Annotated in this window: 22 protein-coding genes; 15 read left to right on the top strand and 7 right to left on the bottom strand. The window is 70.4% G+C overall.

Going from position 1 to position 26,539, the window contains the following annotated elements; translation table 11 throughout:
• Positions 1-118: 118 nt before the first annotated feature.
• The 5 genes from EIZ44_RS21160 to EIZ44_RS21140 are packed head-to-tail and all read left to right on the top strand — an operon-like array spanning position 119 to position 8,534.
• A complete protein-coding gene (locus EIZ44_RS21160; protein WP_134730659.1) occupies positions 119-2,227 on the top strand; it encodes a hydantoinase/oxoprolinase family protein in 2,109 nt (702 codons plus the stop codon).
• Between the two features lie 18 nt (positions 2,228-2,245).
• On the top strand, positions 2,246-4,567 hold the full coding sequence (locus EIZ44_RS21155) for a hydantoinase B/oxoprolinase family protein (RefSeq protein WP_037812686.1): 2,322 nt from the start codon (positions 2,246-2,248) through the stop codon (positions 4,565-4,567).
• A 10-nt stretch (positions 4,568-4,577) separates the two neighbouring features.
• Positions 4,578-6,257, top strand: a complete 1,680-nt coding sequence (locus EIZ44_RS21150; RefSeq protein ID WP_134730657.1) for a (2,3-dihydroxybenzoyl)adenylate synthase — start codon at positions 4,578-4,580, stop codon at positions 6,255-6,257.
• Entirely contained in the window at positions 6,254-7,786 is a 1,533-nt protein-coding gene (locus tag EIZ44_RS21145; RefSeq protein ID WP_134666775.1) for an FAD-dependent monooxygenase, read from the top strand. The genes EIZ44_RS21150 and EIZ44_RS21145 overlap by 4 nt, the downstream gene beginning before the upstream one ends.
• Before the next feature lie 19 nt (positions 7,787-7,805).
• Entirely contained in the window at positions 7,806-8,534 is a 729-nt protein-coding gene (locus tag EIZ44_RS21140; RefSeq protein ID WP_043834150.1) for a TetR-type transcription factor C-terminal domain-containing protein, read from the top strand.
• A 24-nt stretch (positions 8,535-8,558) separates the two neighbouring features.
• Here the strand turns inward: EIZ44_RS21140 and EIZ44_RS21135 are convergent, their stop codons facing one another.
• Genes EIZ44_RS21135 through EIZ44_RS21125 form a run of 3 tightly spaced genes read right to left on the bottom strand, consistent with a single transcriptional unit; the run spans position 8,559 to position 11,806 of the window.
• A complete protein-coding gene (locus tag EIZ44_RS21135; RefSeq protein ID WP_134730655.1) occupies positions 8,559-9,554 on the bottom strand; it encodes a transketolase family protein in 996 nt (331 codons plus the stop codon).
• On the bottom strand, positions 9,551-10,435 hold the full coding sequence (locus EIZ44_RS21130) for a transketolase (RefSeq protein WP_308196535.1): 885 nt from the start codon (positions 10,433-10,435) through the stop codon (positions 9,551-9,553). Before EIZ44_RS21130 ends, EIZ44_RS21135 begins: the two co-directional genes overlap by 4 nt.
• 27 nt (positions 10,436-10,462) lie before the next feature.
• Complete coding sequence (locus EIZ44_RS21125) at positions 10,463-11,806, bottom strand: MFS transporter (RefSeq protein WP_043834145.1); 1,344 nt, start codon at positions 11,804-11,806, stop codon at positions 10,463-10,465.
• A gap of 187 nt (positions 11,807-11,993) precedes the next feature.
• Between EIZ44_RS21125 and EIZ44_RS21120 the strand changes: the two genes are divergently transcribed.
• The 5 genes from EIZ44_RS21120 to EIZ44_RS21100 all read left to right on the top strand — a co-directional run bounded on the left by EIZ44_RS21120 (position 11,994) and on the right by EIZ44_RS21100 (position 16,506).
• Positions 11,994-12,815: a sugar phosphate isomerase/epimerase family protein gene (locus EIZ44_RS21120; RefSeq protein ID WP_134730653.1), complete on the top strand. Its 822-nt coding sequence runs from the start codon at positions 11,994-11,996 to the stop codon at positions 12,813-12,815.
• Between the two features lie 31 nt (positions 12,816-12,846).
• Entirely contained in the window at positions 12,847-13,620 is a 774-nt protein-coding gene (locus EIZ44_RS21115) for an SDR family NAD(P)-dependent oxidoreductase (protein WP_134730651.1), read from the top strand.
• 27 nt (positions 13,621-13,647) lie between these two features.
• Entirely contained in the window at positions 13,648-15,330 is a 1,683-nt protein-coding gene (locus tag EIZ44_RS21110) for a dihydroxyacetone kinase family protein (RefSeq protein ID WP_134730649.1), read from the top strand.
• Entirely contained in the window at positions 15,327-15,791 is a 465-nt protein-coding gene (locus tag EIZ44_RS21105) for a ribose-5-phosphate isomerase (protein ID WP_134730647.1), read from the top strand. Before EIZ44_RS21110 ends, EIZ44_RS21105 begins: the two co-directional genes overlap by 4 nt.
• Positions 15,792-15,864: 73 nt before the next feature.
• Positions 15,865-16,506 (top strand): GntR family transcriptional regulator, encoded by a 642-nt coding sequence (locus EIZ44_RS21100; protein WP_037812839.1) that lies wholly within the window; start codon positions 15,865-15,867, stop codon positions 16,504-16,506.
• 198 nt (positions 16,507-16,704) lie between these two features.
• Here the strand turns inward: EIZ44_RS21100 and EIZ44_RS21095 are convergent, their stop codons facing one another.
• Together EIZ44_RS21095 and EIZ44_RS21090 are read right to left on the bottom strand one after the other, a co-directional pair.
• Entirely contained in the window at positions 16,705-17,763 is a 1,059-nt protein-coding gene (locus EIZ44_RS21095; RefSeq protein WP_134730645.1) for a M20 family metallopeptidase, read from the bottom strand.
• Positions 17,760-18,749 (bottom strand): LacI family DNA-binding transcriptional regulator, encoded by a 990-nt coding sequence (locus EIZ44_RS21090; RefSeq protein WP_037812660.1) that lies wholly within the window; start codon positions 18,747-18,749, stop codon positions 17,760-17,762. Before EIZ44_RS21090 ends, EIZ44_RS21095 begins: the two co-directional genes overlap by 4 nt.
• Before the next feature lie 111 nt (positions 18,750-18,860).
• Between EIZ44_RS21090 and EIZ44_RS21085 the strand changes: the two genes are divergently transcribed.
• The 4 genes from EIZ44_RS21085 to EIZ44_RS21070 are packed head-to-tail and all read left to right on the top strand — an operon-like array spanning position 18,861 to position 22,584.
• Positions 18,861-19,610 (top strand): glutamine amidotransferase, encoded by a 750-nt coding sequence (locus EIZ44_RS21085; protein WP_134730643.1) that lies wholly within the window; start codon positions 18,861-18,863, stop codon positions 19,608-19,610.
• 31 nt (positions 19,611-19,641) lie between these two features.
• On the top strand, positions 19,642-20,637 hold the full coding sequence (locus EIZ44_RS21080; protein WP_043834132.1) for a DMT family transporter: 996 nt from the start codon (positions 19,642-19,644) through the stop codon (positions 20,635-20,637).
• A complete protein-coding gene (locus EIZ44_RS21075; protein WP_134730641.1) occupies positions 20,630-21,664 on the top strand; it encodes a phosphotriesterase family protein in 1,035 nt (344 codons plus the stop codon). The genes EIZ44_RS21080 and EIZ44_RS21075 overlap by 8 nt, the downstream gene beginning before the upstream one ends.
• Positions 21,661-22,584 carry a ribokinase gene (locus tag EIZ44_RS21070; RefSeq protein WP_205673251.1) on the top strand — a complete coding sequence of 308 codons (924 nt, stop codon included), beginning with the start codon at positions 21,661-21,663 and terminating at the stop codon, positions 22,582-22,584. The genes EIZ44_RS21075 and EIZ44_RS21070 overlap by 4 nt, the downstream gene beginning before the upstream one ends.
• A 272-nt stretch (positions 22,585-22,856) precedes the next feature.
• Here EIZ44_RS21070 and EIZ44_RS21065 read toward each other — a convergent pair whose 3' ends face one another.
• Positions 22,857-24,749, bottom strand: a complete 1,893-nt coding sequence (locus EIZ44_RS21065) for a putative Ig domain-containing protein (RefSeq protein WP_134730637.1) — start codon at positions 24,747-24,749, stop codon at positions 22,857-22,859.
• Between the two features lie 168 nt (positions 24,750-24,917).
• Between EIZ44_RS21065 and EIZ44_RS21060 the strand changes: the two genes are divergently transcribed.
• Positions 24,918-25,928, top strand: a complete 1,011-nt coding sequence (locus EIZ44_RS21060) for a helix-turn-helix domain-containing protein (RefSeq protein ID WP_037812648.1) — start codon at positions 24,918-24,920, stop codon at positions 25,926-25,928.
• A gap of 82 nt (positions 25,929-26,010) precedes the next feature.
• On the opposite strand, the gene EIZ44_RS21055 is transcribed toward EIZ44_RS21060, so the two are convergent.
• Positions 26,011-26,520, bottom strand: coding sequence for a type VII secretion system-associated protein (locus EIZ44_RS21055; protein ID WP_205673249.1), 510 nt, complete (start codon positions 26,518-26,520; stop codon positions 26,011-26,013).
• Between the last annotated feature and the right edge of the window lie 19 nt (positions 26,521-26,539).

Genomic DNA, 26,539 nt, shown 5'->3' with positions numbered 1-26,539 from the left:
GGGGGCGATGCGCACATCCCCTTGACTTTTTCTGCGCAAGCGTCGAATAATCGTCATTGTAGTCGAACCAGTGATCTGGGTCACCTAGGATCGTTCAGCTCAAGGGAGAGCGGAGCTCATGGCATACGTAATCGGAGTGGACGTCGGCGGCACGTTCACGGACGCCGTCCTCGACGACGGCGAGGGCCTGGTGCTCGCGGGCAAGACCGCCTCGACCCCGCCGGACTACTCGGACGGCGTGATGGACGTGCTCGGCGTGCTCGCGGAGCAGCTGGGCGTCCCGGTGGCGGAGATGCTGTCCCGCACCCACCACATCGCGCACGGCACCACCTCGTCGCTCAACGCGCTGGTGATGAACCAGGTCCCGGACATCGGCTTCCTGACGACCAAGGGCCACCGCGACTCGATCTACATCATGAACGTCGAGGGCCGCTACCTCGGGCGCGCGCCGGAGGAGCTGCAGAACCCGATCGGGCAGAGCAAATCGCACGGGCTGGTCCGCAAGCGCCACGCGCTGGAGGTCACCGAGCGGGTCGACCGCGACGGCCGGGTCGTCGTCCCGCTGAACGAGGACGAGGTCCGCGCCGCCGTGCGCGCCCTCGTCGCCGACGGCATCTCCGCGATCGCGGTGTCGCTGCTGTGGTCGTTCCGCAATCCCGCGCACGAACAGCGGATCCGGGAGATCGCGCACGAGATCGACCCCGGCCTGTTCGTCGCTATCTCCAGCGAGGTGTCCCCGCGCATCCGCGAGTTCGCGCGCAACGCGACCACCATCATGAGCACCCAGGTCGGCCCGGGCCTGCGCGACTACCTCGGCGAGCTGGAAAGCAAGCTGCGCAAGGAAAAGCTCGCCGGACCGCTGCTGGTGATGCAGAGCAACGGCGGGGCGGTCGCCGCGTCCGAGGCTCCGGGCAACGCGATCTCCACCGTCGGCTCGGTGCTCACCGGCGGCGTGGTCGGCGCGGTGTCGCTCGGCGAGCAGCTGGGCCACCGCAACATCATCGCCACCGACGCGGGCGGGACCACCTTCCTGGCCGGGCTCGTCGTCGACGGCGAACCGGTGCGGTCGTCGACCACGATCATCAACCACCATCCGATCAACGTGCCCACCCTCGAGGTGCACGCCATCGGCTCCGGCGGCGGCGCGATCGCGTGGATCGACGCGGGCGGCAATCTCCAGATCGGCCCGCACAGCGCGCAGGCGGTCCCCGGCCCGGCCTGCTACGGCAACGGCGGCACCGAGCCCACCAACACCGACGCGAACCTGGTGCTGGGCATCATCCCCGAACGCGGCCTGCTGGGCGGGCGGCGCGCGCTCGACGTCGGGCTGGCCCGCGACGCGATCCGCACCCGCATCGCCGAACCGCTCGGGCTGAGCGTCGAAGAAGCCGCCGCGGCGATCTACGAGGTGCAGAACGCGCAGACCGGCGACCTGCTGCGGAAGACGGTGGTCGAGGCCGGACACGACCCGCGCGACTTCATCGTGTACGCCTTCGGCGGTTCCGGTCCCGCGCACTGCGGCCGGTACGCGCAGGAGATCGGCGCCACGGATGTCGTGGTGCCGCTCGGCCAGGTCGCTTCCGCGTTCTCCGCGTACGGGCTCGCCTCGTCGGACATCGTGCTGGCCAAGGAACTTTCCGACCCGGCGGCGCTTCCGCTCGACCCGGTCCGCGTGCAGCGCAACTTCGAGGAGCTCGAGTCCGAGGTCCGAGAGATGCTCGAACGCCAGGGCATGCGGTTCTCGGCCGTCGAAATCGAGCGCGAGATCGACATGCGCTACACGATGCAGCTGGCCGAAGTGGCGACCCCGATCCCCAGCGGCGACCTGGCCGCCGAGGACGTGGCGAAGGCGGCGGATCTCTTCGAAGCCCGCTACGCCACGCTTTTCGGGCAGGACAGCGGATTCCGCGAGGCCGGCATCCAGGCCATCACCTACCGCGTCCGCGGCACCGGCGTCCTGCCGTTCTCGCCGACCCTGCCCGAACTCGAAAAGGCGGATTCCGCGGACGCGTCCCCGGCGCTCACCGGCACCCGGAAGGTGTGCCTCGGCGCGAGCCAGGGCTACGCCGACACCGCCATCTACGACTACACCAAGCTCCGCGCGGGCCACGTGCTGCGCGGTCCCGCGGTGATCGAGGTACCCACCACCACCGTCGTGGTCCCGCACGGCACGACCGGGACCGTCGACCGGCTCGGCAACCTGCACATCGCTCTCGACCAGGCCTGAGCCCCAAGGAGAACTGGCATGACCGCACCGATCCCCGGCTCGGAAATCTTCTCCAGCCGCCCGCTCGACCCCGACGCGCTCAGCCGGGCCGTCGGCGGGACCGTCCCGCTGCACACCGTCACCCAGGACCAGATCGACGCCGTCGACCCGCTCACCTACGAGGTGATCCGGCACCGGCTGTGGTCGGTCACCGACGAGATGGGGGAGGCGCTCAAGCGCATGTCCGGTTCCCCGATCGTCACCGACGCCAACGACTTCGACTTCGCCGTGAGCGACGAGGTGGGCCAAGAGGTCCAGGTGGGCCTCTACAACACGATGCTGGTCGGGGCCGTCGACCTCGCGATCTACTGGACCCTGGAGCACCGCTCCGCCAACCCCGGCATCGCCGACGGCGACATGTTCCTGTGCAACGACCCCTGGGTCGGCGGCGGGCTGCACCAGAGCGACGTCATCGTGTACCAGCCGATTTTCCACGACGGCAAGCTCTTCGCGTGGACCAGCGCGATCTGCCACGAACCCGATCTGGGCGGTTCCGGCCTCGGCTCGTTCGACCCCGGGGCCAAGGACGTCTTCTCCGAATCGGTGCCGACGCCGCCGATCAAGGTGGTCCGCGACCGCGTCCTGCAGCGCGACGTCGCCGACGCCTGGACCCGCCGCTCGCGCGTCCCGATGCTCGTGGGCCTCGACCTGCGCGCCAAGATCGGGGCCAACACTGTCGGCCGCGACCGGCTCCTCGCGGTGATCGAGCAGTACGGCGCGGACACCGTCAAGGCCGTGATGAAGCGGATGATGAACGACTCCGAGGCGCGTTTGCGCACCAAGCTGCGCGGGCTGCCGGACGGCACCTGGAAGGCCACCGGTTACCAGGACCAGGCGTCGACCGGCGACCGCCGGCTGCACAAGATCACCGTCGCGATGACCAAATCGGACGATCGCCTGGTCTTCGATTTCACCGGCACCGACCCGCAGGCCGGCGTCATCAACTGCACCTACGCCGGGATGCGCGGCGGGGTCATGCTCGCCGTGCTGCCGGTGCTGGCCGGCGACATCCCGTGGGCCGCGGGCGGGCTGATGCGCTGCTTCGAGCTGATCTCCGAAGAGGGCACCATCAACAACGCCACCTTCCCCGCCGCGGTCAGCCGGGGCCCGATCGGACCTGCCTGGCTCACCGGGAACCTGATCGCCGAATGCCTCGCGCAGATGCTCGACCGCGACGTCGACCTCGGCAAGAGCGTCCAGGCATCGTGCTGCGGGACGTGGGACACCGCGATCGTCGCCGGGCTGGACGAGCGCGGCGAGCAGCCGGCGCCGTTCCTGAACATCCTGATGGAGCCGATGGCGGGCGGCTACGGCGCGCGTCCGGTGGCCGACGGCATGGACACCGGCGGCCTGTTCTGCATTCCGATGGGCCGGATCCCGGACACCGAAATGACCGAATTCCTCTACCCGTTGCTGACGCTTTGGCGCCGGGAAGAACCCGACTCGGGCGGACCGGGGCGGATGCGCGGCGGGGTGAGTGCGTCGCTCGCCGTGACCCCGTACGGCAGCAGCTTGCCGATGGGGCTGGTGTTCGCGTCCGCAGGGAAGGCCGTTGCGCAGAACGGCGGCCTCGCGGGCGGACTCCCCGGCAACACCGGTCTCGAGATCCTGGCGCGCGATTCCGGGGTGCAGGAACTGCTTTCGTCGGGCCAGCTGCCGGGCAACCTCGAAGAACTCAATGGCACCAAGGAAATCGGTGCTTGCTACGCGGAGAGTTACCTGGCTCCCGGCGAAGTGCTGTACATGCACTGGCAGGGCGGCGGAGGCTACGGCGATCCGCTGCGCCGCGATGCCGACGCGGTCGCCTGGGATGTGGCGAACGGCAAGGTGACCGCTGAAGGCGCCCGCACCAACTACGGCGTCGTGATCGCGAACGGCGAACTCGACGAGTCCGCCACCGCCGAATTGCGTGCGAGCATGCTGGACGAGCGGCGCGACCGTTCCGAGACGCCGCTTTCCCAAGAGGCGACAGTGGATCTGCGCAACGCGCGCCGGATCGACGACAACCTGGCCGAGGTCGCCATCGGCGAGGCCCGCGTGATCGCCTGTGCGCATTGCGGCCGGCTGCTGGGCGACACCAAATCCGGGAAGCTGGCGCTGGCCCGCTACGAGGGGCCGTCGAGCACGGCGGGACCGCAGGTGGTTTCGGCTCCGTCGGAGTACGTGGACGCCGAGGTCGTGTTCCGCCAGCAGTGCTGCCCGGGCTGCTGGTCCGCGGTCTACTCCGGCGTCGTTCCGGCCGACCACCCCGACCACGTCGGCGAACTGACCGCGCTGCTGACCGCCGCGCCGATCGACTGAGGAGCATTCAGTGACCGCATTCGACTGGGACGGGCGAGTGGTCCGGTACCCCGCCGATCGCGCCCGCCGCTACCGGGAGAGCGGCGAATGGAGCGACCTGCCGATCAGCGCGCGGCTGCACGAATCCGCGCTGCGGCAAGGCGATCGCCCCGCGCTCATTACCGCCGAAGGTGTCCTCACCTACCGCGAACTCGACGAGCGCACTGACCGGATCGCGGCCGGGCTGCGCAGCCTGGGCCTGCGTCGGCTCGATCCGGTGTTGTTCCAGTCGACCAACCGGACGGCGATCGTGCTCGCCTGGTACGGCTGTCTCAAGGCGGGCCTGGTGCCGGTGGCGACGCTCGCGCAGCACCGGATGCACGAGATCGGCCACATCAGCCGCAAGGTCGGCGCGGCGGCGCATCTGGTCGAGGCCGGGCTCGGGTTCGACCTGGTCGCGTTCGCCCGCCAGGTCGCCGAGGGACATCCGACGCTGCGCACCGTCCTCACGGTCGGCGCGGCGGAAGGAACGCACCGGATCGAGGACCTCGGCGCCGGGATCGATCCGGCGCGAGCACGGGCGTTCGTCGAAAGCGTCGAGGCGGAAACCGATCCGCAGGACGTCGCGGTGTTCCAATTGTCCGGCGGGACAACGGGAGTGCCGAAGGTGATCCCGCGGATCCACGCCGAGTACTGGAACAACGCGCTCCTGTACGCCCAGGCGCTGGGATGGGACGCCGGCACCCGGCTCGCGCACCTCATCCCGGTCATCCACAACGCCGGCATCTCCTGCGCACTGCACGCCGCCCACTCGGTCGGCGCGACCCTGGTCCTGGCCAACCCCGACCACGTCGCCGCGTTCGCGCTGATGGCGGAGCACGGCGTGACCGACGTCCTCATCGGGCACGGCCACTACCAGGCGCTGCGATCAGCCGAGTTCGACGCGGTCCTCCCCACGGTCCGGCGCACGGTGCTGTCCGGGGCGAAGGTCCCGCCGGACGTGTTCCGGCGCGTGGACGACGGCGAAACGCGGTGGGCGGGACAGATGTTCGGGATGTCCGAGGGGATGTTCCTGGCGAGCCGGGCCGGCGATCCGGAAGCCTTGCGCACGACGACCGTCGGCACGCCGATCGCGCCGTCGGACGAAGTCCGGATCCTCGAACCGGGCACCGAGACCGAAGTGCCGGACGGCGCGGTCGGCGAGTTGTGCTGCCGCGGTCCGTACACGATCCCGGGCTACTTCGACGCGCCCGAACACAACGCGATCGCGTTCACCTCGGACGGCTTCTACCGCACCGGCGACCTCGCCGCGGTCCACGTCGTCGACGGCCGCCGGCATGTGTCGATCGAGGGCCGGATCAAGGACCTGATCAACCGCGGCGGCGAGAAGGTCAACGCCGAGGAGGTCGAGGTGCTGCTGATGAAGCACCCGGACGTCGCGATCGCCTCGGTGGTCGCGATGCCCGACGCGCGGCTGGGGGAGAAGGCCTGCGCGTTCCTGGTGTCCGCGACCGGGCAGACCCTGACGATGCCCGAGGTGCAGCGGCATCTGGACGGGCTCGGCGTGGCCAAGTTCAAGTGGCCCGAACGCCTGGTCTGGGTGCCGGAACTGCCGAAGACCAACGTCGGGAAGATCGACAAGAAGCGCCTCCGGGCCGAAGCGGCGGCACCGCTCGCGGCCGGACCGACCCCGCGAGGAGCCGGAGCATGAAGCTCGACACCATCGCCGTCCTCGGCGGAGGGCCGGGCGGCCTGTACGCCGCCCGGCTGCTCAAACGCAGTCATCCCGGCGCCGAGGTGACGGTTTACGAACAAGGCGTGCCGGACAAGACCTTCGGATTCGGCGTCGGGCTGGCGTCGCGGACGCAGCGGAATTTGCGGCTCGCCGACGAGGAATCGCTCGACAGCATCGTCGCCGCCTCGCACGGGCACGAGATGTCGATGCGCGTCGGCGACTCGGAGGTGCGTCTCGCGCACGGCGAACTGCTCGCCATCGGACGCGCGACCTTGTTGTCCGTACTGCAAAAGCACGCCGAAGCCGCCGGAGTGGAGCTGCGCTTCGGCGAGCGCCGGGCGGTGTCGGAGCTCGATGCCGACCTGATCGTCGCCGCCGACGGGATTTCGAGCGCGACCCGGACCGACCTGGCCGAGGAGTTCGGTCCGGAGATCGCCGAGGGCGAGGGCCTGTATCTGTGGTGCGGCACCGACTTCGCGCTGCCGCGGGCGATCTTCACCCCGGTCACTACCGAGCACGGCACCTTCGTCGCGCACGCCTATCCGTACGCCGCCGACCGCAGCACCTTCCTGATCGAAACCGACGAGCAGACGTGGCGGCGGGCGGGATTCGACGTTTCGACCCGCGAGACGCCCAACGGAGACAGCGACCAGCGCTCGCTCGGCTACCTCCAGGAGGCGTTTTCCGAGACCCTGCAAGGAAACCGGCTGATCGGCAATCGCACCAAATGGCTCCGGTTCCGCACGATCCGGTGCCGCCGCTGGCACACGCGCAACGTGGTCCTGCTCGGAGACGCCGCGCACACCGCGCATTACTCGATCGGTTCCGGGACGAAACTCGCCATGGAGGACGCGATCGCGCTCGACCGGGCCGTGCTCGTCGCCGACGGCCTCGACGACGCGCTCGCCGCATACGAGGCGGAGCGGCGGCCCGCCGTCGAACACCTGCAGTCCATCGCCGAACGCTCGATGGCGTGGTGGGACTCGTTCCCGGAGCGCCTGTCGATGCCGGTGGAGCAGCTGATGGTCGCGTACATGACGCGGGCCGGGAAGGTGCCCGTCGACCGGTTCGCGGAGTCCGCGCCGCAGGTCGCCGTCCCCGGTCTCGCCGCGTTCGGCGGGGTCGGGACCGACGAGGTCCCGTGCCCGGCCTCGGTCACGGAGTGGATCCTCGACCGGCCACTGACCGCGGGCGGGCGGAGGTTCCCCGGCCGCACCGCTCCGGAGGCGCTGCGGACCGCGGCCGGGACGCTGCCGGTCGAGATCTCGGTCCGGCCGTGGAGCCCCGAGGCGGCCGAACTGATCGCGGGCCTGCCACCCGCGAGCGCGTACTGGCTGACCGGCCCCGGCGACCGGGAGGCGACCCTCGACCGGCTGGACCTCGGCGAGCGCATCCGCCGCGCGACCGGCGCGCTCCTGGTCGCGGACGTGCCCGCCGGGTTCCGGGCCGTCGCCGCGGGCGCGCTCGCCAGCGAGCGTGTCGATCTCGTGGCCTTCACCGGGTGATGGACTAGCCTTGGCCGCTATGACTTCCCCTGCCGCCGACCCGCCGCCCAAACGCCGGGGCCGCCCCAGCGTGCGGCGCGAACTGGTCGAACGGGAGATCAAGGAGAACGCCGCCCGGCTGTTCGCCGAGCGCGGGGTCGCCGGGACGACGCTGCAGGACATCGCCGACGCGACCGGCCTGACCCGCCAGGCGGTCTACCACTACGTGGCGAGCAAGGACGACCTGTTCGCCCAGTTGGTCAGCGAGATCGCCGACCAGCCCGCCCAGCTGCTCCGCGAGATCAACGCGCTGGCGGACCTGAGCCCGTCCGCGAAGCTGCGGCGCATGGCACAGACGCTGGCGCTGCACCAGATGGCGGACCCGGACCGGTTCCGGCTGATGATCCGGTCGGAATCCGATCTGCCCGAGCACCTCGCGAAGTCCTACCGGGCGAGCCGAAGGCGCGTGCTGAAGGAACTCGTCGAGGTGATCGACGGCGGCATCGCCGACGGAAGCTTCCGCAACGTCAACCCGCGCACCGCGGCGCTCGGCGTCATCGGCATGCTCAACTGGATCGCCTGGTGGCACCAGGAAGGCGGCGACGACCAGGAAACCGCCGACCAGCTCGCGGAGATGGCCGTGCGCACCGTCCGGAGCGACGACCGCGCACCGGAATCCCCGACGGTGGAAGGGATTCTCGCCAACGTCCGGCTCGAGCTGGATCTGGTCGAGCGGCTGGCCCGCCCGGACGAATCCGGGCGGGCGTAAGACGTCCGGCGCGCGCCAGTTCGGTCAGGCCCGCGCGGACAGCTCCTCCCGGACCCGGTCGGTCACGGCGTTCGTCGAAATGCCGTAGCGGTCGTGCAACGTCGGGAGCGCGCCGGCGGCCAGGAATTCGTCCGGCAGGGCGATCGGCACGACCTTCTTGCCGATGCCGCGCCGGGCGAGGGCGGCGGCGACGGTTTCGAACAGGCCGCCGATCACGCTGTGGTTTTCGAGGGTGAACACCGGACGGTCGCCCGCGATCTGGGCGAGCACGGTCTCCTCGTCGAACGGCTTGAGCGTCGCGCAATGCACGACCGCCACGTCGATTCCCCGCTTCGCCAGCTGCTCGGCGGCGAGGAGGCCACGCATGGTCATCAGGCCGGAGGAGACGAAAACGGCGTCGTCGCCGGGCCGGACCAGTTTCGCTTTGCCGAGTTCGAAGGAGTAGTCGTAGTCGTCGAGGATCCGGGGGACCGCGCCGCGCAGCAGCCGGGTGTAGCTCGGGCCGGGTGCCGCGGCGAGCTGGGGCACGGCCTGCTCGATGTCCACCGCGTCGCACGGGTCCACAATGGTCAGTCCGGGCATCCCGCGCAGGATCGCGACGTCCTCGGTCGCCTGGTGGCTCGGGCCGTAGCCGGTGGTGAGGCCGGGCAACGCCGCGACGATGTTGACGTTGAGCCCCGGTTCGGCCATGTCGAGGCACAGGAAGTCGTAGGCGCGCCGGGTGGCGAACACCGAATAGGTGGCGGCGAACGGGATCTGGCCGACCTCGGCCATGCCCGCGGCGGCGGCCATCATCACCTGCTCGGCCATGCCCATCTGGAAGAACCGGTCCGGGAACGCGCGGGCGAACACGTGCATGTCGGTGTATTTCGCCAGATCCGCGGCGAGCCCGACGATCCGCTGGTCCGCCTCGGCCGCCTTGACGAGCGCGTCGCCGAACGGGGCCCGCGTCGTGCGCACCCCGGGGTCGGCGATCGAGGCGATCATCGCGGCCGAGCGCTGCGGCTGGGCGACGGTCATCGGCGGGTCCTCTTCTCGTGTCCGGCGGTCAGCTGCTCTTTGCACACAGGCCATTCCTCGGCGGCGATCTTCATGAAGTGGAGCTTTTCCCGGCCTTCGAGCAACGGGACGCCCTTGCCGACCACGGTGTCGCAGATGACCAGGTGCGGCTGTCCGACGGCCGACGCGTTGCCGGTCGCCTCGTCCACCGCGCGCAGCAACGCCTCGGGATCGTTGCCGTCGACGCGTTGCACGTGCCAGCCGAAGGCGCGCCAGCGGTCTTCTTGGCGGTCGAGGGCGAGGACGTCACGGGTCGGTCCGTCCGCTTGCAGCCCGTTCATGTCGACGAACGCGACGAGGTTGCCGAGCTGCCAGCTCGCCGCGCTCATCGCGGCCTCCCACGTCGACCCTTCGTTGAGTTCGCCGTCGCTGAACAGCGTGAAGACCCGTTGCCCGGTCCGGCCTTGCGCGCGCAGCCCGAGGCACATCCCGACGGCGAGCCCCAGCCCGTGGCCGAGCGAACCGCCGGAGATCTCGGCGCCGGGCGTGTAGGTGGCCATCGCCGACATCGGCAGCCGCGAGCCGTCCGCGGCGTAGGTCGCCAGTTCTTCGCGGGGGAGCACCCCGGCCTCGGCGAGTGCGGAGTAGAGCAGCAGGGCGTAGTGGCCGACGGACAGGAGGAACCGGTCGCGGTCCGGCCACTCCGGATCCGCCGGGTCGAAGCGCAGGACGTCGCGGTAGAGCACGGCGAGAAGGTCGGCCGCGCCGAGCGCCTGCCCGACGTAGCCCTCGCCCTGCGCTTCGCCCTCGTCGAGGACGCCCATCCGGATGCGGTACGCCGATTCCGCGCAGGCGTCCAGCCGTCGCCGGAACGAAGTCGGCGTCATCAGGTCGAGACTCACAGCGATTTTCCTTTCGGCGACAGGGATTCAGGCGGCGGGCTGGGCGGCCGGCGCGGAGCTCGCGACCGCCGCGCGGGCCGCCTCGCGCTCCGCGCGGCCCCAGGTTTCCCGGGTCACCAGCGCCGAGACGAGGCCGAGCAGCGAGAACGCGAGGAACAGCAGCGCCGGGCCGAGCCAGCCCATGCCGAGGAACAGCAGCGTCGTGACGAACGGGGTGAGACCGGAGATCATCGCCGAGATCTGGTAGGCCAGCGCGGCGCCCGAGGAGCGGGTGCCCGCCTGGAACAGCTCCGGGAACCACGCGCCCTGCGATCCGGCGAGCGCGTTCTGGCAGACGCCGTAGGAGACGACGACGGTGCACACGATCGCGATCAGCGTGCCGGTGTTGACGAGCAGGAACATCGGGATCGCCCACAGCGCGGCGAACAGCGTCACCCAGACGTACACCGAGCGGCGGCCGACCCGGTCGGTGAGCGCGCCCCAGCCGACGGTCGCGGCGATGCCGATCGCCGAGGCGATGCACAGCGCCAGGATCGTTTCCCCGCTGCTGGCGAGCTTTTCCGACTTCAGGTACGAGATCAGGTAGGTGATCGACACCGCGTAGCCCGCCGTCTCGGCGATCCGCAGGCCGATGCCGCGCACCACGTTGCGCCAGTCGTCGCGCAGCACCGCCGCGATCGGGGCCTTCACCAGGTCGCCGCTGTCGCGCACGTCCTGGAACACCGGCGATTCCGGCACCTTCGCCCGCAGCACCAGCCCGACGATCACCAGCACCAGGCTGGCCAGGAACGGCACCCGCCACGCCCAGTCGCCGGGCAGGTTCACCGACACGAGGAACACCAGGTTCGCCAGCAGCAGCCCGATCGGGAACCCGGACTGCACGATCCCGGTGAACCTGCCCTTGCGCAGCCACGGCGCGTGCTCGTAGGTCATCAGGATCGCGCCGCTCCACTCGGCGCCGTAGGCGAGGCCCTGCACGATCCGGACGGTCACCAGCAGGACCGGCGCGAGCACGCCCGCCGTCGCGTAGGTCGGCAGCAGGCCGATGGCGAAGGTCGCCAGCCCCATGATGATGAGCGACGCGACCAGCACCGGCTTGCGGCCGATCCGGTCGCCGAGGTGCCCGCCGACGATCCCGCCGAGCGGCCGCGCGATGAATCCGACGCCGAGGGTCGCGAACGCCGACAGCGTGCCGGCGATGGGCGACGCGCCGGGGAAGAAGGCGTGGCCGAGGTAGAGCGCCGCGGCGGTGCCGAACCCGATGAAGTCGTAGCTCTCGATCACGGCCCCGGCGGTGGAGCCCCAGGCCACCCGGCGGGCGTCCGCGGTGCCGTGCACCGGGCCCCGCATGGTGAGCGCTTCGCTGCGCATGTCGATCGCCTCTCTCGTCCAGCGGCCGTCTCGACAGTAATCGAGCTGCCTGGCTGTCAACAATGGAGCGTATCGTGCGCTCTGCTGGCTGCTCTGTCAACAGTGAATACCGGAGATAATCCCTTGTGAGAACTGATCATTCGGCGTGGCCTTGTCTGTTGACACTTCTCTGTTAACATTGCCGACCATGGAACGCCTCCCCGCGCCGGGCTGCTCGACGATCAGCTTCCGGCACCTGCCTCTGCCCGCCGCGCTGGCGGTTGTCGCGGACTGCGGCTTCGCCGAGATCGACCTCGGCGCGCTGCCCGGGGTCTGCGACCACGTGCCGTACGACCTCACCGACGCGGCGGTGCGCATCGTCGCCGGGCAGGTGCGTGCGTCCGGGCTGGCGGTGCGCTCGGTCAACGGCGACGTCGGCGACCTGAACCGCCCGCTCGCCCCGGCGGAGGCGGCGGACCGGGCGGCCCACCTGCGGCGGCTGCTCGACCTGGCCGCCGCGTGCGGGGCGCGGGCGCTCGTGCTGCCGTGCGGCGCGTCGTCGCACGAGCCGGTGACGAGCCTGGAAGCGGATCTGGACCTCGTCGCCGACCAGCTGGGCCGGGCGGCGGCGCTGGCCGCGAGCCGGGGCCTCGAGCTGTGGTGCGAAGCGCCGCATCTGTTCCGGCTCTGCCACACCGTCGACCTCGCCGGTCAGCTGGCCGACCGGCTCGACCCGGCGGTCGGGCTGGTCCTCGACACCAGCCACATCGTCGCGTCCGGCGGCGACCCGGCCGCGTTCGCGCACCGGTTCGCCGGACGGATCGCGCACGTCCACCTCCGCGACGCGACGCCGGGCCAGATCAACCTGAGCATCGGCAACGGCGACGTGGACTTCACCGCGACCTTCGCCGCGCTGCGCGCCACCGGCTACCGCGGCCACAGCTCTCTCGAACTCGAAACGCGGGACGTCACCGACGAGGAACGTCCGGCCGCTGCGGTGAAAGCCGCCGCCTACCTCGCCGCTCTCTGATTTCCCTTCTGACGCCAAGGAGACAACGGACATGACCGGAACCCGTCGCACCGCCGTGATCACCGGAGCCGGCGCGCCCCGCGGAATCGGCCGCGCCACCGCCGCCCGCTTCGCCAGGGACGGCTGGGCGGTCGTCGTGCTCGACCTCGACGAGCCCGCCGCCAAGGAAGTGGCCGGCGAACTCGCGGCGACCGGTGCGACCGCCTTCTCGCACGGCGTCGACGTCGCCGACGAAGCGTCCGTGCTCGCCGCGTACGCGGCCGTGCGGGCCGAGGTCGACGCTGGCCGCCTGCCCGGCGTCGGCGCGGTCGTCAACATCGCGGGCATCACCTCTCCGGTCCCGTTCCTGGAGACGACGCTCGACCTGTGGAACAAAGTGCTGGCGGTCAACGCGACCGGCACTTACCTGGTCACGAAGGCGTTCCTGCCCGACCTGATCGAGGCGGGCTGGGGACGGATCGTGAACATGTCCTCGGTGTCGGCGCAGCAGGGCGGCGGCGTGTTCGGCCGGACCCCGTACAGCACGGCGAAAGCCGCGATCCTCGGCTTCACCAAGGCGCTGGCGCGGGAACTGGGCGACGCCGGGGTGACGGTGAACGCGGTCGCGCCCGGCGCGGTGGAGACCGACATCCGCGCCGAATCGACCACCGCCGAACTGGAAGCCGCGATCACCCGCAGCGTCCCGCTCGGCAGGCAGGCCACCGCGGACGACGTCGCCGGGGTGATCGCCTGGCTCGCCACCGAAGACGCGGGCTACCTGCAGGGCACCACGATCGATGTCAACGGCGGCTCGTTCCTCCACTGACCCTCCCTTGAGGACGGAGCACACGCGATGACCTACCTCTACGACGATCCGGCGGCGTTCGCCGAGGACGCGCTCGCCGGGTTCTGCGATCTGCACGCCGGCGCGGTGCGGCGGGTGCCCGGCGGCGCGGTGCGCGCGGACCGGCCCGCCCGGCCGAAAGTCGCGGTGCTGCCGGGCGGCGGATCCGGGCACTACCCGGCGTTCTACGGCGTGATCGGGCCGGGTTTCGCCGACGGCGCGGTGAGCGGAAACCTCTTCACCTCGCCGTCCACGCAGGACGCCTGTTCGGTGGCGGCAGCAGCGGATTCCGGTGCCGGAGTGGTGTTCAGCTACGGCAACTACGCGGGCGACGTGCTCAACTTCGGTCTCGCCGCGGAAACGCTGCGGGCACGCGGGATCCGCGCGGAACACGTCGTGGTCACCGACGACATCGCCAGCGCCCCGCCGCAACAAGCGGAGCAGCGGCGCGGCATCGCCGGCGACTTCGTGGTCTTCAAAATCCTTGGCGCGGCCGCCGAAGAAGGCCTGGATCTCGACGAGGTCGTGCGCGCCGGGCGCAAGGCCAACGCGGCGACCCGCACGATCGGCACCGCGTTCTCCGGCTGCACGTTCCCCGGCTCGGACACCCCGCTGTTCACCGTCCCGGACGGGCAGATGGGCCTCGGCCTCGGCATCCACGGCGAACCCGGGTTGCGCGACCTCCCGCTCCCGTCCGCCGCTGTCCTGGCCGAGGACTTCGTCGGCCGGATCCTCGCCGAAAAGCCCGGCGGTGCGGGCGATCGCGTCGCGGTGGTGCTCAACGGCCTCGGTTCGGTCAAGCACGAGGAACTGTTCGTGCTGTGGACGCGGATCGCCGCGCTGCTGCGGGAATCCGGCCACACCCCGGTGCTCCCGGAGGTCGGCGAGCTGGTCACCAGCCTCGACATGGCAGGCGTTTCGCTCACCGTGACCTGGCTGGACGAGGAACTGGAACGCTGGTGGCGCGCGCCTGCCGCCACGCCCGCCTTCCGTCGCGGCGAAACCCGGCACGAACCGGCCGCCGCCCCGGTAGCCGAGGTCGTGGCCGAACCCGCTGCGCCGCGTTACGCCGCTGCCTCGCCTGAGTCGCGAAAGCTCGCCGAAGCGGTGCTGGACGGCCTGCGCGCGGTCCGAAAAGCCTTGCACGGAGCCGAAACCGAGCTGGGCGCCATCGATGCCGTCGCCGGGGACGGCGACCACGGACGCGGCATGGTCCGCGGCATCGACGCTGCTCTCGCGGGTGCCGAGTCCGCCTGGCACGACGGGGCGGGCGCGGGCGATTGCCTCGCGGCCGCCGGGGACGAGTGGGCCGCTCGGGCCGGTGGCACGTCCGGTGTCCTCTGGGGCGCCGGGTTGCGTGCGGCAGGGGAAGCCATCGGCGCGGAATCGGGTGTCGTCGACGTCCGGGTCGTGGTCGACGCGTTCGCCGACCGGGTCGTGCGACTCGGCGGTGCCGAACCAGGCGACAAGACGATGGTCGACGCGCTCGAACCGTTCCGTACCGCGCTGGTGGTGGGGAAGCCGTGGGCGGAAGCGGCCGCGGTCGCGGAAGCCGCGGCGCGGGACACCGCCGCGCTGACCCCGAAGAAAGGCCGGGCGCGCCCGCTGGCCGAACGCAGTGTCGGCACCCCGGACGCCGGTGCCGTTTCCCTCGCACTGATCGTGCGCACTCTCGCGGAAGGAATCCGATGACCTACCGGATCGCGGTCGGCTGCGACGACGCCGGCCTGGACTACAAAGAACAACTCGCCCGCGACCTGCGCGCGGATCCGCGGGTGTCAGAGGTGCTCGACCTCGGCGTGCACCGCGGCGCCGAGGACGAACACCGGCCGTACCCGGAGATCGGGCTCGCCGCGGGGGAGGCGATCCGGGCGGGCACGGCCGACCGCGCGGTGCTGGTGTGCGGGACCGGGATCGGCATGGCGCTCTCGGCGAACAAGGTGCCCGGGATCCGCGCGGCCACCGCGCACGATTCGTTCTCCGCGGAACGCTCGGTGCTGTCCAACAACTGCCAGGTGCTTGCCCTGGGCCAGCGGGTGATCGGCCTCGAACTCGCCCGCCGGCTCGTGCGCGAATGGCTCGGGTACGCCTTCGACGACCGGTCGCCGAGCGCGGCGAAGGTACAGTTGCTCGACGACTACGAACGGTGCTGACGCCGAGTCAGAGAGGAGGCGTGCGGTGAGCCGTCCGGCTTCGGCTAGCCAACCCGGCCGCAACCTGCGCCAGATGGCGGTCGACACGCTGCGCGAGGCGATCACCACCGGCCAGTTCCCGCCCGGCAGCCACCTCGGCGAGGTCCAGGTGTCCGAACAGCTCGGGATCAGCCGGGGCACCCTGCGCGAGGCACTGCGCGAACTGCAGCAGGAAGGCCTGGTCTCGTACGGCGAGCGGGGTCGCGTCACCGTGCGCTCGATCAACGAGAAGGACATCATCAACACCTTCACCGTGCGCGCCGCGCTGGAGGCGCTCGCGGGGGAGACGCTGGCCTCGAGTTACTACCGGGAGGAGCACTGCGCCAAGCTGCGGAAAGCGGTCGATGCGATGGCTCGTGCGGAGCGGGTGTCGCTGGAGGCGCAGATCGAGGCTGATCTGGCGTTCCATGAGCTGCTTGTGGAGCTTACGGACAATGACGCGCTGGTGCGGTCCTGGAAGCTGCTCGAGGGGGCGATTCGGATGTGCATCATGTATCGGGGGCTTGAGCGGGCGCTGTCGAATATGAGTGCTGGGCGGCATTTGGAGATCGTCACCGCTATTGAGTCGGGGGATCCGGTCAAGACGCAGCAGGTGATTTCGGATCATATGGCGGCTACTGGGCAGGCGTTGTTGTTCGGGACTGTGCGGACTCGGCCTCGTATTGATCTTGGGTAGTCGGCTGTTCGTGTTCGGCTCGTCGCCTGGCGGCGACATTGCCGTGGGGGTTGCGTGGGGCACCCCGAAGCTTGATTGTGCTGACGGTCTGGGGTGCGGGGGTGGTGTGGGTGCCTCGCTCGTTGGGTGCATCGGTGCGGGGGCGTATTGGGTTGGGGGGTCGAGCGGCGGGGTCTCAGTCCATATTGGACTGTGGGGTCACCGTGCGGCGGAAAGTACCAGTTCTTGATAGTTGCGCGACGCCTCTTGCCAGGATTTCAGTTCCAGTTTTTCGTTCGCTGCGTGCATTTCGCGTGGGTCTCCTGGTCCCCAGATCACGATCGGGGCTCCGGCCACCGATCCGGCCAATGCTGAGGCGTCGGTGAAGTAGGTGGCGGCTGGAGCGGTGACTTGGTCGGAGAGCGCGTCCGGCAGGCGTGGGGTCCGGACGGCGGGCAGGTCGAGATCCACCTCGGTACTGATTGCCGGATCGAGCGAAGACGCCCAGGCGATCGCGGGCGCTCCTCCGTCTACGGTGCGCACGTCCAGCGTCAGAACTGCCGCAGCGGGAACGATATTCGTCGCGGTTCCGCCCTCGAAGGTGCCGACGTTGACGGTCTCCTTGCCCAGATAGTCCTCAGTGGACAGCGGAAACGAGTCGAGCGCACCCAGGGCCCGGTCGGCGAGTAGTTGGATCGCGTTGCGGCCGAGGTGCGGTGTGGACCCGTGAGCGGCTTTGCCGGACGCGGCGAGGCGCAGCCACGTGGCTCCGCGATGGCCGAGCGAGACGCGGTTTTGCGTTGCCTCGGGTACTACGACGATCTGCGGCGTCAGCTCCAGCGAGCTTGCGGCCTCCGCCGCGCCGCGGCAGCCGATTTCTTCGTCGCTCGTGATCAGGACTTGTGCGTCGGCACCGGCTTCCGCGGCGTTGCGCAACGCTTCCAGGGCGGCTACCAGGCCGCCCTTCATGTCGACGCTGCCTCGGCCGTGCAGGTACTTCTCGTCGGTGTCCGCGGAGAACGGGGTGCGGTCCCACAGATCGGGGGAGCCGACCGGGACGGTGTCGATGTGGCATACGAACAGTGGCCCGCTGCCCGATCCGGTGCCGAGCAGTACCCACGGGCGGCCGGTGGTGGAACGTTGCAGCACGCGTACGCCCGCAATAGCCGTGGCGTAGGAGGTCGCCAGTTCCTGGGCGGCGGCCTGTGCGGCGTTGCTGCCGGAGGTGGTGTCTTGGCGCACGAGGTCGCGCAGCAGGTCAAGGGCGTCGTCGGTCATGCGGAGTACTCCCGGGTCGATTCGCGGACGACTAGCTGCATCGAGAGCACGTGGTCGGCGGGGCTGTCCCCGGCCGCGAGGCGGGTGATCTCGTCGACTGCTTTGCGGGCCATCTGCTCGGTCGGTTGCGCAACGGTCGTCAGGCGCGGCGAGGTCCATTCGCCGAGGGTGATGCCGTCGCAGCCGATCACCGACAGGTCCCCTGGCACCGCGACCCCGGCGCGGCGGGCGGCTTCGAGCAGGCCTACCGCGGCGATGTCGCTGGCGGTGAACACCGCGGTCGGCTCCGCGCCGGCTCGCGCCATGTGCGCGAAGAAGTTCATGCCGAACGCCGAACTGAACGTGCCGCGCACGATCATCGCCTCGTCGGCCTCGATCCCGTGCGCCTTCAGCGCCGCGCGGTACCCGGCCTCGCGCTGGTCGGCCGTCCGCAGCCCGGCCGGGCCGCCGACGTGGGCGATGCGCCGGTGGCCCTGGGAGATCAGGTGGGTGGTCGCCTGGTACGCGCCGCCGAAGCTGTTCGCGGTGATGTGCGCGATCCTCGGTCCGGCGGCTTCGACGTACTTGTCGAGGAAGACCACCGGGAAATCGCCCGCCAGCCGGCCCGCGAAGGCCTCGTTGGTGCTGTTCATCCCCAAATAAATCAGCCCGCCCACGTCCGGCACCCGCATCAGGCGCTCGACGCTGGCGCGCTCCCGAGACGGCGACGAGCCGGTGAGGGCGGTGAACACGTCGATGCCGTCCGTCGCGGCGGCGTCGGCCACCGCGTCCGCCAGCGTGGAGAAATACGGGTTGTCCAGCGACGGGACCACCAGGCCGAGGCTGAGCCCGGTCACCTGTTTCTGGACGGGCGGATGCCCTTCGGCGGACAGTGCGGCATCGATGCGCCGGGCCGTCTCGGAGGCGACGTTGAGCTCGCCCCGGACGTACCTCGACACCGTCGACACCGCCACCCCGGCCTCTCGGGCCACCTTCGCCAGCGACATCCGGCTCCTCCCCGTTCGAGCGTTGACGGCGACTGCAACCGCATCCTATATTGGCGTTGTTGCGCTATGTTGCGCAACACACGCTAAAGCTTTCGCCCGAAGGAGTCGTCGATGGTCAAGGTCCTGCTAGCCGGGGAGTCGTGGGTCAGTGCGACGATCGACCACAAGGGATACGACCCGTTCGCGCACACGCAGGTGGAGATCGGGTGCGAGCGGCTGCTGGCGGTGCTGGCGGCGGAAGGGGTCGAGGTGACTCACCTGCGTTCGCACGACGTGGCCGAGAAGTTCCCGCAGACGCTGGAGGAACTCGGGGCCTACGACGTCGTGCTGCTCTCCGACGTCGGCTCCAACACGCTGCTGCTGCACCCGGACACGTTCACCCGCGGCCGCCCGACGCCCAACCGGCTCAAGCTGCTGCGCGAGTGGGTCCGGGGCGGCGGCCTGATGATGGCGGGCGGCTACCTGAGCTTCCAGGGTTTCGAGGGCAAGGCCAACTACCACCGGACGCCGATCGAGGAGATCCTCCCGGTCGACATCGACCCGTTCGACGACCGCGTCGAGACCCCGGAGGGCGTCCGCGCCCAGGTCGTGCAGTCCGGCCACCCGGTGGTCGCCGGTCTCGATCAGGAATGGCCGATCCTGCTGGGCTACCAGCACACCACGCTGAAGCCGGACGCCGAACTGCTCGCCACCGTCGAGGGCGACGTCATGCTGGCCGCGCGGCGGTTCGGCGAGGGCCGCACCCTCGCGTTCACCTCGGACATCTCCCCGCACTGGGCTCCGGAGGAGTTCATGAGCTGGGACGGCTACCGCAAGCTCTTCGCCCAGGCGCTGACCTGGCTCGCCGGACGCGACAGCTGAGCCGCGCGCACTCGGGATCAAGGAGGATTCGATGAGTACGTCACCCACCCGGCGCGCGACCTCGGTCGTCGTGCTGACGATCGCGACCGTCTTCGCCGGCATGCTCGGCCCGTTGCAGTCGCTGGTCAACGGACATCTCGGCACCGAACTCGGCGACGGGCACGCCGCCGCGCTGGTGTCCTTCGGCACCGGCCTGGTGCTGATGCTGGTCATCGTGCTGGCGCGGGCCCGGACGCGCGCCGCGTTCTTCCGGCTGCCGGGTCAGCTCGTACGCGGCGAGATCCCGCGGTGGAACTTCTTCGCGGGCCTGTGCGGCGCGGTGATCGTGCTCTCCGAAGGCGTGACGGTGGGCTTCCTCGGCGTGGCGATCTTCCAGACCTCGCTGATCTCCGGCATGGTCATCTCCGGCGTGGTGTGCGACCGGCTCGGCATCGGCGTCCCGTTCAAGCAGGCGATGAGCGCGCCGCGCATCGCCGGGGCGATCCTCGCCATCTGCGCCACGGTGCTGGTCGTGTCCCCGAACTGGTCGGCCCCGCACATGATCGCGCTGGCGATCATGCCGTTCGTCGGCGGCCTGCTCGCCGGCTGGCAGCCCGCGGGCAACTCCGAGATCGGCTTGCTGTCCGGCTCGATGTTCATCTCCATCACCTGGAACTTCCTCATCGGCTTCGTGGCGCTCGGCCTCGTGTACGTCGTGCGGATGGCGGCTTCGGGCGCGCACTTCGCGTTGCCGGGCACGTGGTGGATGTACTTCGGCGGGCCGCTCGGCCTGTTGTCGATCGCGCTGATGGCCTTGCTGGTGCGCGGATTGGGCCTGCTGCTGCTGGGGCTGGCCTCCACGGCCGGCCAGCTCATCGGGTCGCTGCTGCTCGAGGTCGTCGCTCCCGCGGCGGGGTCCAGCCTGCACCTGGTCACCGTCCTCGGCGCGCTCGTGGCACTGGCGGCCGCGGCGATCGCGATGATTCCGTCCCGGCACACGGCCGAACCGGCGGTCCTCGCCCAGCCCGCCGAGGTGCATCGTGGCTGAGGTGCGCGGCGTCCTCGGTGCGGTCGAGGCGGCGGACCTCGGGCTGGTGCTGCCGCACGAGCACCTCTTCAACGACCTGTCCTCCGCCGTCGCCGAACCCTCCTACGCCTCCACTCGGCGGCTCGTCGAAGCGGAAGTGGGGCCTAGCTGGCAGTTCCTGCTTCGCCAGGATCCCTACTGCTGCGCCGACAACGTGGCGGTGAAGGACCACGCGAGTGTCGTGCGCGAGCTGGCCGCGTTTGCCGCGGCAGGCGGCGGCACGGTGGTCGACGCGACCGGCAGCGCGGCGATCGGCCGCGACCCGCGAGCGCTGGCGGCGGTGGCCGAGGCCACCGGGGTCACCGTCATCATGGGCACCGGTGCGTACCTGGAGAAATTCGAGGGCGAGCGCATCACCGCGGTCGCCGTCGAAGCGCAGACCGCGCGCATTCTCTCGGAACTGGACGAGGGCGTCGGCGAAACGGGAATCCGGGCCGGCGTCATCGGCGAGGTCGGCGTCTCGCCGCTGTTCACCGACGGGGAACGGGCTTCGCTGCGCGCCGCGGCGCTCGCGCAGGCGGCCCGGCCGAACGTCGGGCTCAACATCCACATGCCGGGCTGGCAACGCCGCGGGCACGAGGTGCTCGACCTGGTGCTGGACGAATGCGGTGCGCTGCCGGGCAAAGTCGCGCTGGCGCACAGCGATCCGTCCGGCGACGATCCCGGCTACCAGCGCGAGCTGCTCGAACGCGGCGTGCTGCTGGAGTTCGACATGATCGGCCTCGACATTTCGTTCCCCGGCGAAGGCGTGGCCCCGACGGTTTCCCAGACCGCGCACGCCGTGGCGCGATGGGTGCACGAGGGCTTCGGAGAGCAGATCATGTTGTCGCACGACCTGTTCCTCAAGCAGATGTGGACGCACAACGGCGGGAACGGGCTGGTCTTCGTGCCGACTGTTTTCGCCGATCTGCTCGAAGCCGAAGGCGTCCCGGCCGACGCGGTCGCCCGGCTGATGCGGGATGTCCCGGTGCGATGGCTGACCGCATGAGCGCCGTCGTAGCGGTCGTCGCGTCGCTCAACGTCGACCACATCGTCCAAGCACCGCGGATACCCGAACCAGGGGAGACCCTCATGGGATTCTCGGCGAGCCGGGAACTGGGCGGAAAAGGCGGCAACCAAGCCGTCGCCGCCGCCCGGCTCGGCGCGGACGTCGCGGTGATCGGATGCGTCGGCCAGGACGAGGACGGCGACGAGTACCTGAAAGCCCTCGTCGCCGAGGGCGCGGACGTCACCCATGTGCGAAGGTCGCCGCTGCCCACCGGCCGAGCAGCGATCACCGTCGACGCGGAGGGCGTCAACTCGATCGTTGTCGTGGCCGGGGCGAACGCCGACATCCCCGCAACGACAGCCGAAGCGGCGATCGACGCGATGCCAGGTCTTCGAGTCGCAGTAGGCCAGTTGGAGGCGGTGCCCGACGCGACGGAACGCGCGTTCGCGGCTGCTCGCGCACGCGGGGTGCTGACGGTACTCAACACCGCGCCCGCCGCCGACGTGGCCGGGAAGCTGCTGCCGTTCAGCGATGTGGTGGTGGCGAACGAAATCGAGTTCCGGCAGCTCACCGGCCAAGATCCCTTCGACAGCAACGGGTTGCAACGCGGCAGCGCTGACCTGTTCGCGGCGGGCTGCCGATGGGTGATCGTGACGCTGGGGGCGGAGGGGTGCGCGGTGCTCGACGCCTCGTCGTCCGCGCATGTCCCTGCCGTTGCGGTCCGGGCGGTCGACACCACGGCCGCGGGGGATTCGTTTGTCGGGGCGCTTGCTGCCCGGCTCGCGGAGATCTCCGGTGAGCCGACGACCGCGGATGTGGTGGCGGCCTGTGGTTTCGCAGCGAAAGTAGCCGCGGTCGTGGTGACGCGGCACGGGGCGCATCCCTCGCTGCCGACTCTGGCGGAGGTGGTCGAGGTGTGACGCCGCGGCTTCCTGGCCGGGAAGCGGCCGCCGGTGAGTGGCCTCGGATTTGTTCTACGGCAACGGCGTGGCAATGATCGACGGCGACGGTCTGGCAATGCTGGACCGGTCGCCGGTGGGTACCGAGGGCTGCGCGTGACCGGGCGGCATCCTGCTTGATCTACATGCCGCCGAGCCCGGCTGAGGCATTCCGCATCCGCGCGAGGTGAAAGTTCCTTGCCCCGCAAGGAAAGGCCGCCCCGCGTACGGGACGGCCTTCCTCCGGTGCAGGGTCAGCTCACGGTCAGCGCCGTGTCGTCGAGGCAGAAGGACGTCTGCAGGCTCGAGTCTTCGGTGCCGGTGAAGGTGAGCGTCACCGTCTGGCCGGCGTACGCCGACATGTCAACGGTGCGCAGCTGGTATCCGTTCGCCTGGTTCAGGTTCGAGTAGGTGGCGAGCGTGGTCGACCCAGCCTTGACGGTGAGCTTGTCGTACGCCGTCGAGGTGGTCGTCTCGGCGGTGTCGACGTGCAGGTAGTAGCTCAGCGTCGCGTGGCAGCCCGAGGGGATGGTCACCGACTGGGAGACCGTGTCGGTGTGCGCGCTGCCGTAGCCGTCGAGGTAGGCGAGGTAGCTGCCGCTGTGCGGGGGCTCGCCGTTGGACGACGTGCTGACGACTCCGCTGGACGCGGTCCACGGGCTGGTGCCGTTCTCGAAGCCGGGGTTGCCCAGCTTCTGGCCGGAGCAGGTGCCGCCGCCGGTCGGGGCGATCGTCCAGCTGAACGTGGTGGAGCCGGTGGCGCCGGAGGAGTCCTTGGCGGTCGCGGTCACCGAGTACGTGCCCGCGGTGGTCGGCGTGCCGGAGATCAGGCCGCCGGAGCTGATCGACAGTCCGGCGGGCAGGCCGGTCGCCGTCCAGGTGTAGCCGCCGCTGCCGCCGGACGCGGAGAGCTGCAGCTTCGCCGCGGTGCCGACGACGCCGTTCTGGCTGCCGGGGTTGTTCGCCGTGACGCCGCCGCTCGGGGTGCCCGCGGTGAAGGCTGCGGTGCCGTTCGGGGTGCCGAGACCGGTCGGGCCGTCCCAGCCCGGGCCGGCCTTGCACTGCACCGAGGACGAGCAGCTGCCGTTGCTGCCGGAGGTCACGTCGTTGAGGTTGCCGGTGTGCGAGTACGGGTAGGCGGCGGGGGTGTCGGACGCGCCGGGCGTGCCGGCGAGGGCGTAGACCGAAGCGATGATCGGGGCGGAGGCGCTGGTGCCGCCGTACACGGCCCAGCCGCTGCCGCCGTAGGTCTGGTACACCGCGACGCCGGTCTGCGGGTCGGCCACCGCCGAGACGTCGGCGACCGCGCGCTTGCTGCAAGCGGTCGTCACGTTCTGGAAGGCGGGCTTGGTCACGTAGCCCGAGCAGCCGCTGCCCGCGCCGCTCCACGCGGTTTCGCCCCAGCCGCGGGCGCTGCTGTTGCGGGTCAGCGAGGTGCCGCCGACCGCGGTCACGTACTGCGACGAGGCCGGGTAGCTGATGCCGTAGCCGTTGTCGCCGGTGCTCGCGGTGATCGCGACGCCGGGGTGGTGGAAGTAGCTCGAGTCGGAGGAGGGTTCGGAGCCGTCCTCGCCGCCGCCGTAGCTGTTCGAGACGTACTTCGCGCCCATCGACACGGCGGTGTTCACCGCGGTGCCGAGATCGGCCATGCTCGGCTGGTTCGCTTCGACGAGCAGAATGTGGCAATTCGGGCAGATCGCCGAAACCATGTCGACGTCGAGCGAGATTTCGCCCGCCCAGCCCGAATCGGCGGACGGAAGCGGACTGGTTTGCCCGTTTTCGTTGACTTTCTTGAAACAGCCGTTCGCGGTGGTGCAGGGCGGGAGCCCGTAGGTGGAGCGGTAGCTCGCGAGGTCCGATTCAGCGTTCGGGTCGTCGTTGGAGTCGACGATCGCCACCGTCGCCGAGGCGCTGCCGGCGGCGGTGAGGTTGTAGGCGGAGCGCAGGTCCGCGGGGCCGAACCCGCTGGGCAGCGCGCCGGGGGAGAGCAGCGCGCGCATGGTGTCGGTCTGGCGTTCGGCGAAACACGTGACCATGCCGGGCTTCGCCTTCTCGGCGCAGACGCGGGCGGTCGGATGCGCCGCGGCGGGCGCGGCCACGGCGGGCAGGGCCGGGGCGGTCAAGGCCAAGGCCGCGAAACCGGCCATGGCAAGGATTCTTCGGGCTGAACGGGACACGATCCCTCCCAGGGAATTTCCTGCGAACGGCGTCGGGCCATTCGGTGCCCCGTTGTCTACAGTTCGTTCAGCCCTGGCGGTGACGCGCTGGTGCCAGTGGCGCAATGGTGTCGGCAAGCCCGGTGGAGGTGCCTCCGAATGGTTCCCGAAGCAATCGGCCATCTCCTGACGCTCGGGCTCAAAGCGGACGAAGCAGAAATCTATCTCGACCTACTTTCGTCGGGACCGGTTCCGCCTGATCGGCTAGCGCACGAGACCGGCCGCGACCCCGGCGAAGTGCGCCGCGTGCTGACGGTGCTCGCCGGAATCGGACTGGCCGGCCCGGTCGACGGCCCCGGCTCGCCGATGTCCGCGCTGCGCCCGGAACCGGTGCTGGAAGTGCTGAGCAGGCAACGCGAGGCCGAGCTGGCCGGAGCCCGCGCGGCGATGACCCGGCTGTACGAGCAATACCGAAGACATGCGGTCCGTTACGACGCCGACTCGATGATCGAGGTAGTCAGCGGAACCACTGCCGCCGAACGGGTGCAGCAACTGGAACGAGCGGCGCGGAAGGAGGTCCGCGGCCTGGACTCGCCGCCGTACTACGCCGACGCGGACGCCAACGAGATCGAACTCGAGAACCTGGCCCGCGGCGTCCGCTACCGCGCCGTCTACGGGCGGCTCGCGCTGGAACGCCCCGAGTACGTCGAGGAAAACATCCTGCCCTGCGGCAAACGCGGGGAGGAGGCCCGGGTGCTGCCTGAGGTCCCGGTGAAACTGCTGATCGTCGACGACTGCGCAGCCCTGTCCGGCGCGGACCGCACTGTGCTGCTCATCCGCTCGTGCGGCCTGTTCGACGCACTGGCCGGCTTGTTCGACATGTGCTGGCAAGTCGCGCTGCCGCTAGGCCTCGCCGACGACACCTCCGGCCCGGAGATCCGCCCCAGCGAACGACGGCTGCTGGCATTGCTCGCCGCCGGCCTCACCGACGACCAGGTCGCCCGGGTGCTCGGCGTGAGCAGGCGGACGATGTTCCGGTACCTGGAAAACCTGATGGCTCGCACGGGCGCGGCGAACCGGTTCCAGCTCGCTCTGCACGCGACGCGGAACGACTGGCTTTCGGTGGACAGCCAGCCAGGCGCTTCGCCGGTGCGGTCGGTGCCGTTGTGAGCTGGGGGGTGGCATGCGTCCGGTGCACGCCCCGCCTGCCGCCAGCCCGGAGCGATCTGTCCGCTGAGCACCGACCCGCCGGTCAGCTCATGATCTCCCGCACGCTGTCAGCCAGCAGCCGAAGGCACCCCGGCGCCCCAGGATTGAGAAGCAGGTCAACCCCGTCGTAGTCGTTCAGCAAACGGAGCAGATCGACAGGACCAGCCGGACGCCAACCAGCGGCGCGCACTCGGCGACGGTGTGCCGGGGCGGTCGTGACGAGCAGGCAAGGGATGTTGTCCGGCGACGGCGCGACGAGCGGAGACTCATCGGTATCCACAGCCACCGCGAAGGCCGATTCGCGGAAGACGGCGGCCAGTTGATCGAAGTCCGCCTCGCCGCGCGCGGTCAGGCGGAGCACGGCGTCCAGCGGGTCGGTCGGGGAGTCTTCCGCCGACGGTTCGTAGGACGGGTTGGGCTCGAAGCGGCTGACGGACCCGTCTTCGCGCGCGAGCCAGCCGCCGACCACGGCCTCCGGCGGCGGGGTCGGGGCCTCGCTGCCGTCGGCCGTCCACGCTGGGTCGACCAGCAGCACCCACTGGTCCTCGGACATCGCTGGCGCCTCCTTCGCG

Origin of the sequence: Amycolatopsis nivea (assembly GCF_004522235.1) — a bacterium.
Classification (GTDB): Bacteria; Actinomycetota; Actinomycetes; order Mycobacteriales; family Pseudonocardiaceae; genus Amycolatopsis; species Amycolatopsis nivea.
The sequence above is the reverse complement of the archived record's forward strand: the minus strand, read 5'-3'. Positions and strand labels throughout refer to the sequence as shown.

Excerpts from the sequence above, each read along its gene's own strand:
- EIZ44_RS21160 (WP_134730659.1), top strand. The coding sequence starts at position 119 with ATGGCATACGTAATCGGAGTGGACGTCGGCGGCACGTTCACGGACGCC.
- EIZ44_RS21155 (WP_037812686.1), top strand. The coding sequence starts at position 2,246 with ATGACCGCACCGATCCCCGGCTCGGAAATCTTCTCCAGCCGCCCGCTC.
- EIZ44_RS21145 (WP_134666775.1), top strand. The coding sequence starts at position 6,254 with ATGAAGCTCGACACCATCGCCGTCCTCGGCGGAGGGCCGGGCGGCCTG.
- EIZ44_RS21140 (WP_043834150.1), top strand. The coding sequence starts at position 7,806 with ATGACTTCCCCTGCCGCCGACCCGCCGCCCAAACGCCGGGGCCGCCCC.
- EIZ44_RS21135 (WP_134730655.1), bottom strand. The coding sequence starts at position 9,554 with ATGACCGTCGCCCAGCCGCAGCGCTCGGCCGCGATGATCGCCTCGATC.
- EIZ44_RS21125 (WP_043834145.1), bottom strand. The coding sequence starts at position 11,806 with ATGCGCAGCGAAGCGCTCACCATGCGGGGCCCGGTGCACGGCACCGCG.
- EIZ44_RS21120 (WP_134730653.1), top strand. The coding sequence starts at position 11,994 with ATGGAACGCCTCCCCGCGCCGGGCTGCTCGACGATCAGCTTCCGGCAC.
- EIZ44_RS21115 (WP_134730651.1), top strand. The coding sequence starts at position 12,847 with ATGACCGGAACCCGTCGCACCGCCGTGATCACCGGAGCCGGCGCGCCC.
- EIZ44_RS21110 (WP_134730649.1), top strand. The coding sequence starts at position 13,648 with ATGACCTACCTCTACGACGATCCGGCGGCGTTCGCCGAGGACGCGCTC.
- EIZ44_RS21105 (WP_134730647.1), top strand. The coding sequence starts at position 15,327 with ATGACCTACCGGATCGCGGTCGGCTGCGACGACGCCGGCCTGGACTAC.
- EIZ44_RS21100 (WP_037812839.1), top strand. The coding sequence starts at position 15,865 with ATGGCGGTCGACACGCTGCGCGAGGCGATCACCACCGGCCAGTTCCCG.
- EIZ44_RS21095 (WP_134730645.1), bottom strand. The coding sequence starts at position 17,763 with ATGACCGACGACGCCCTTGACCTGCTGCGCGACCTCGTGCGCCAAGAC.
- EIZ44_RS21090 (WP_037812660.1), bottom strand. The coding sequence starts at position 18,749 with ATGTCGCTGGCGAAGGTGGCCCGAGAGGCCGGGGTGGCGGTGTCGACG.
- EIZ44_RS21085 (WP_134730643.1), top strand. The coding sequence starts at position 18,861 with ATGGTCAAGGTCCTGCTAGCCGGGGAGTCGTGGGTCAGTGCGACGATC.
- EIZ44_RS21080 (WP_043834132.1), top strand. The coding sequence starts at position 19,642 with ATGAGTACGTCACCCACCCGGCGCGCGACCTCGGTCGTCGTGCTGACG.
- EIZ44_RS21070 (WP_205673251.1), top strand. The coding sequence starts at position 21,661 with ATGAGCGCCGTCGTAGCGGTCGTCGCGTCGCTCAACGTCGACCACATC.
- EIZ44_RS21065 (WP_134730637.1), bottom strand. The coding sequence starts at position 24,749 with ATGGCCGGTTTCGCGGCCTTGGCCTTGACCGCCCCGGCCCTGCCCGCC.
- EIZ44_RS21060 (WP_037812648.1), top strand. The coding sequence starts at position 24,918 with ATGGTTCCCGAAGCAATCGGCCATCTCCTGACGCTCGGGCTCAAAGCG.
- EIZ44_RS21055 (WP_205673249.1), bottom strand. The coding sequence starts at position 26,520 with ATGTCCGAGGACCAGTGGGTGCTGCTGGTCGACCCAGCGTGGACGGCC.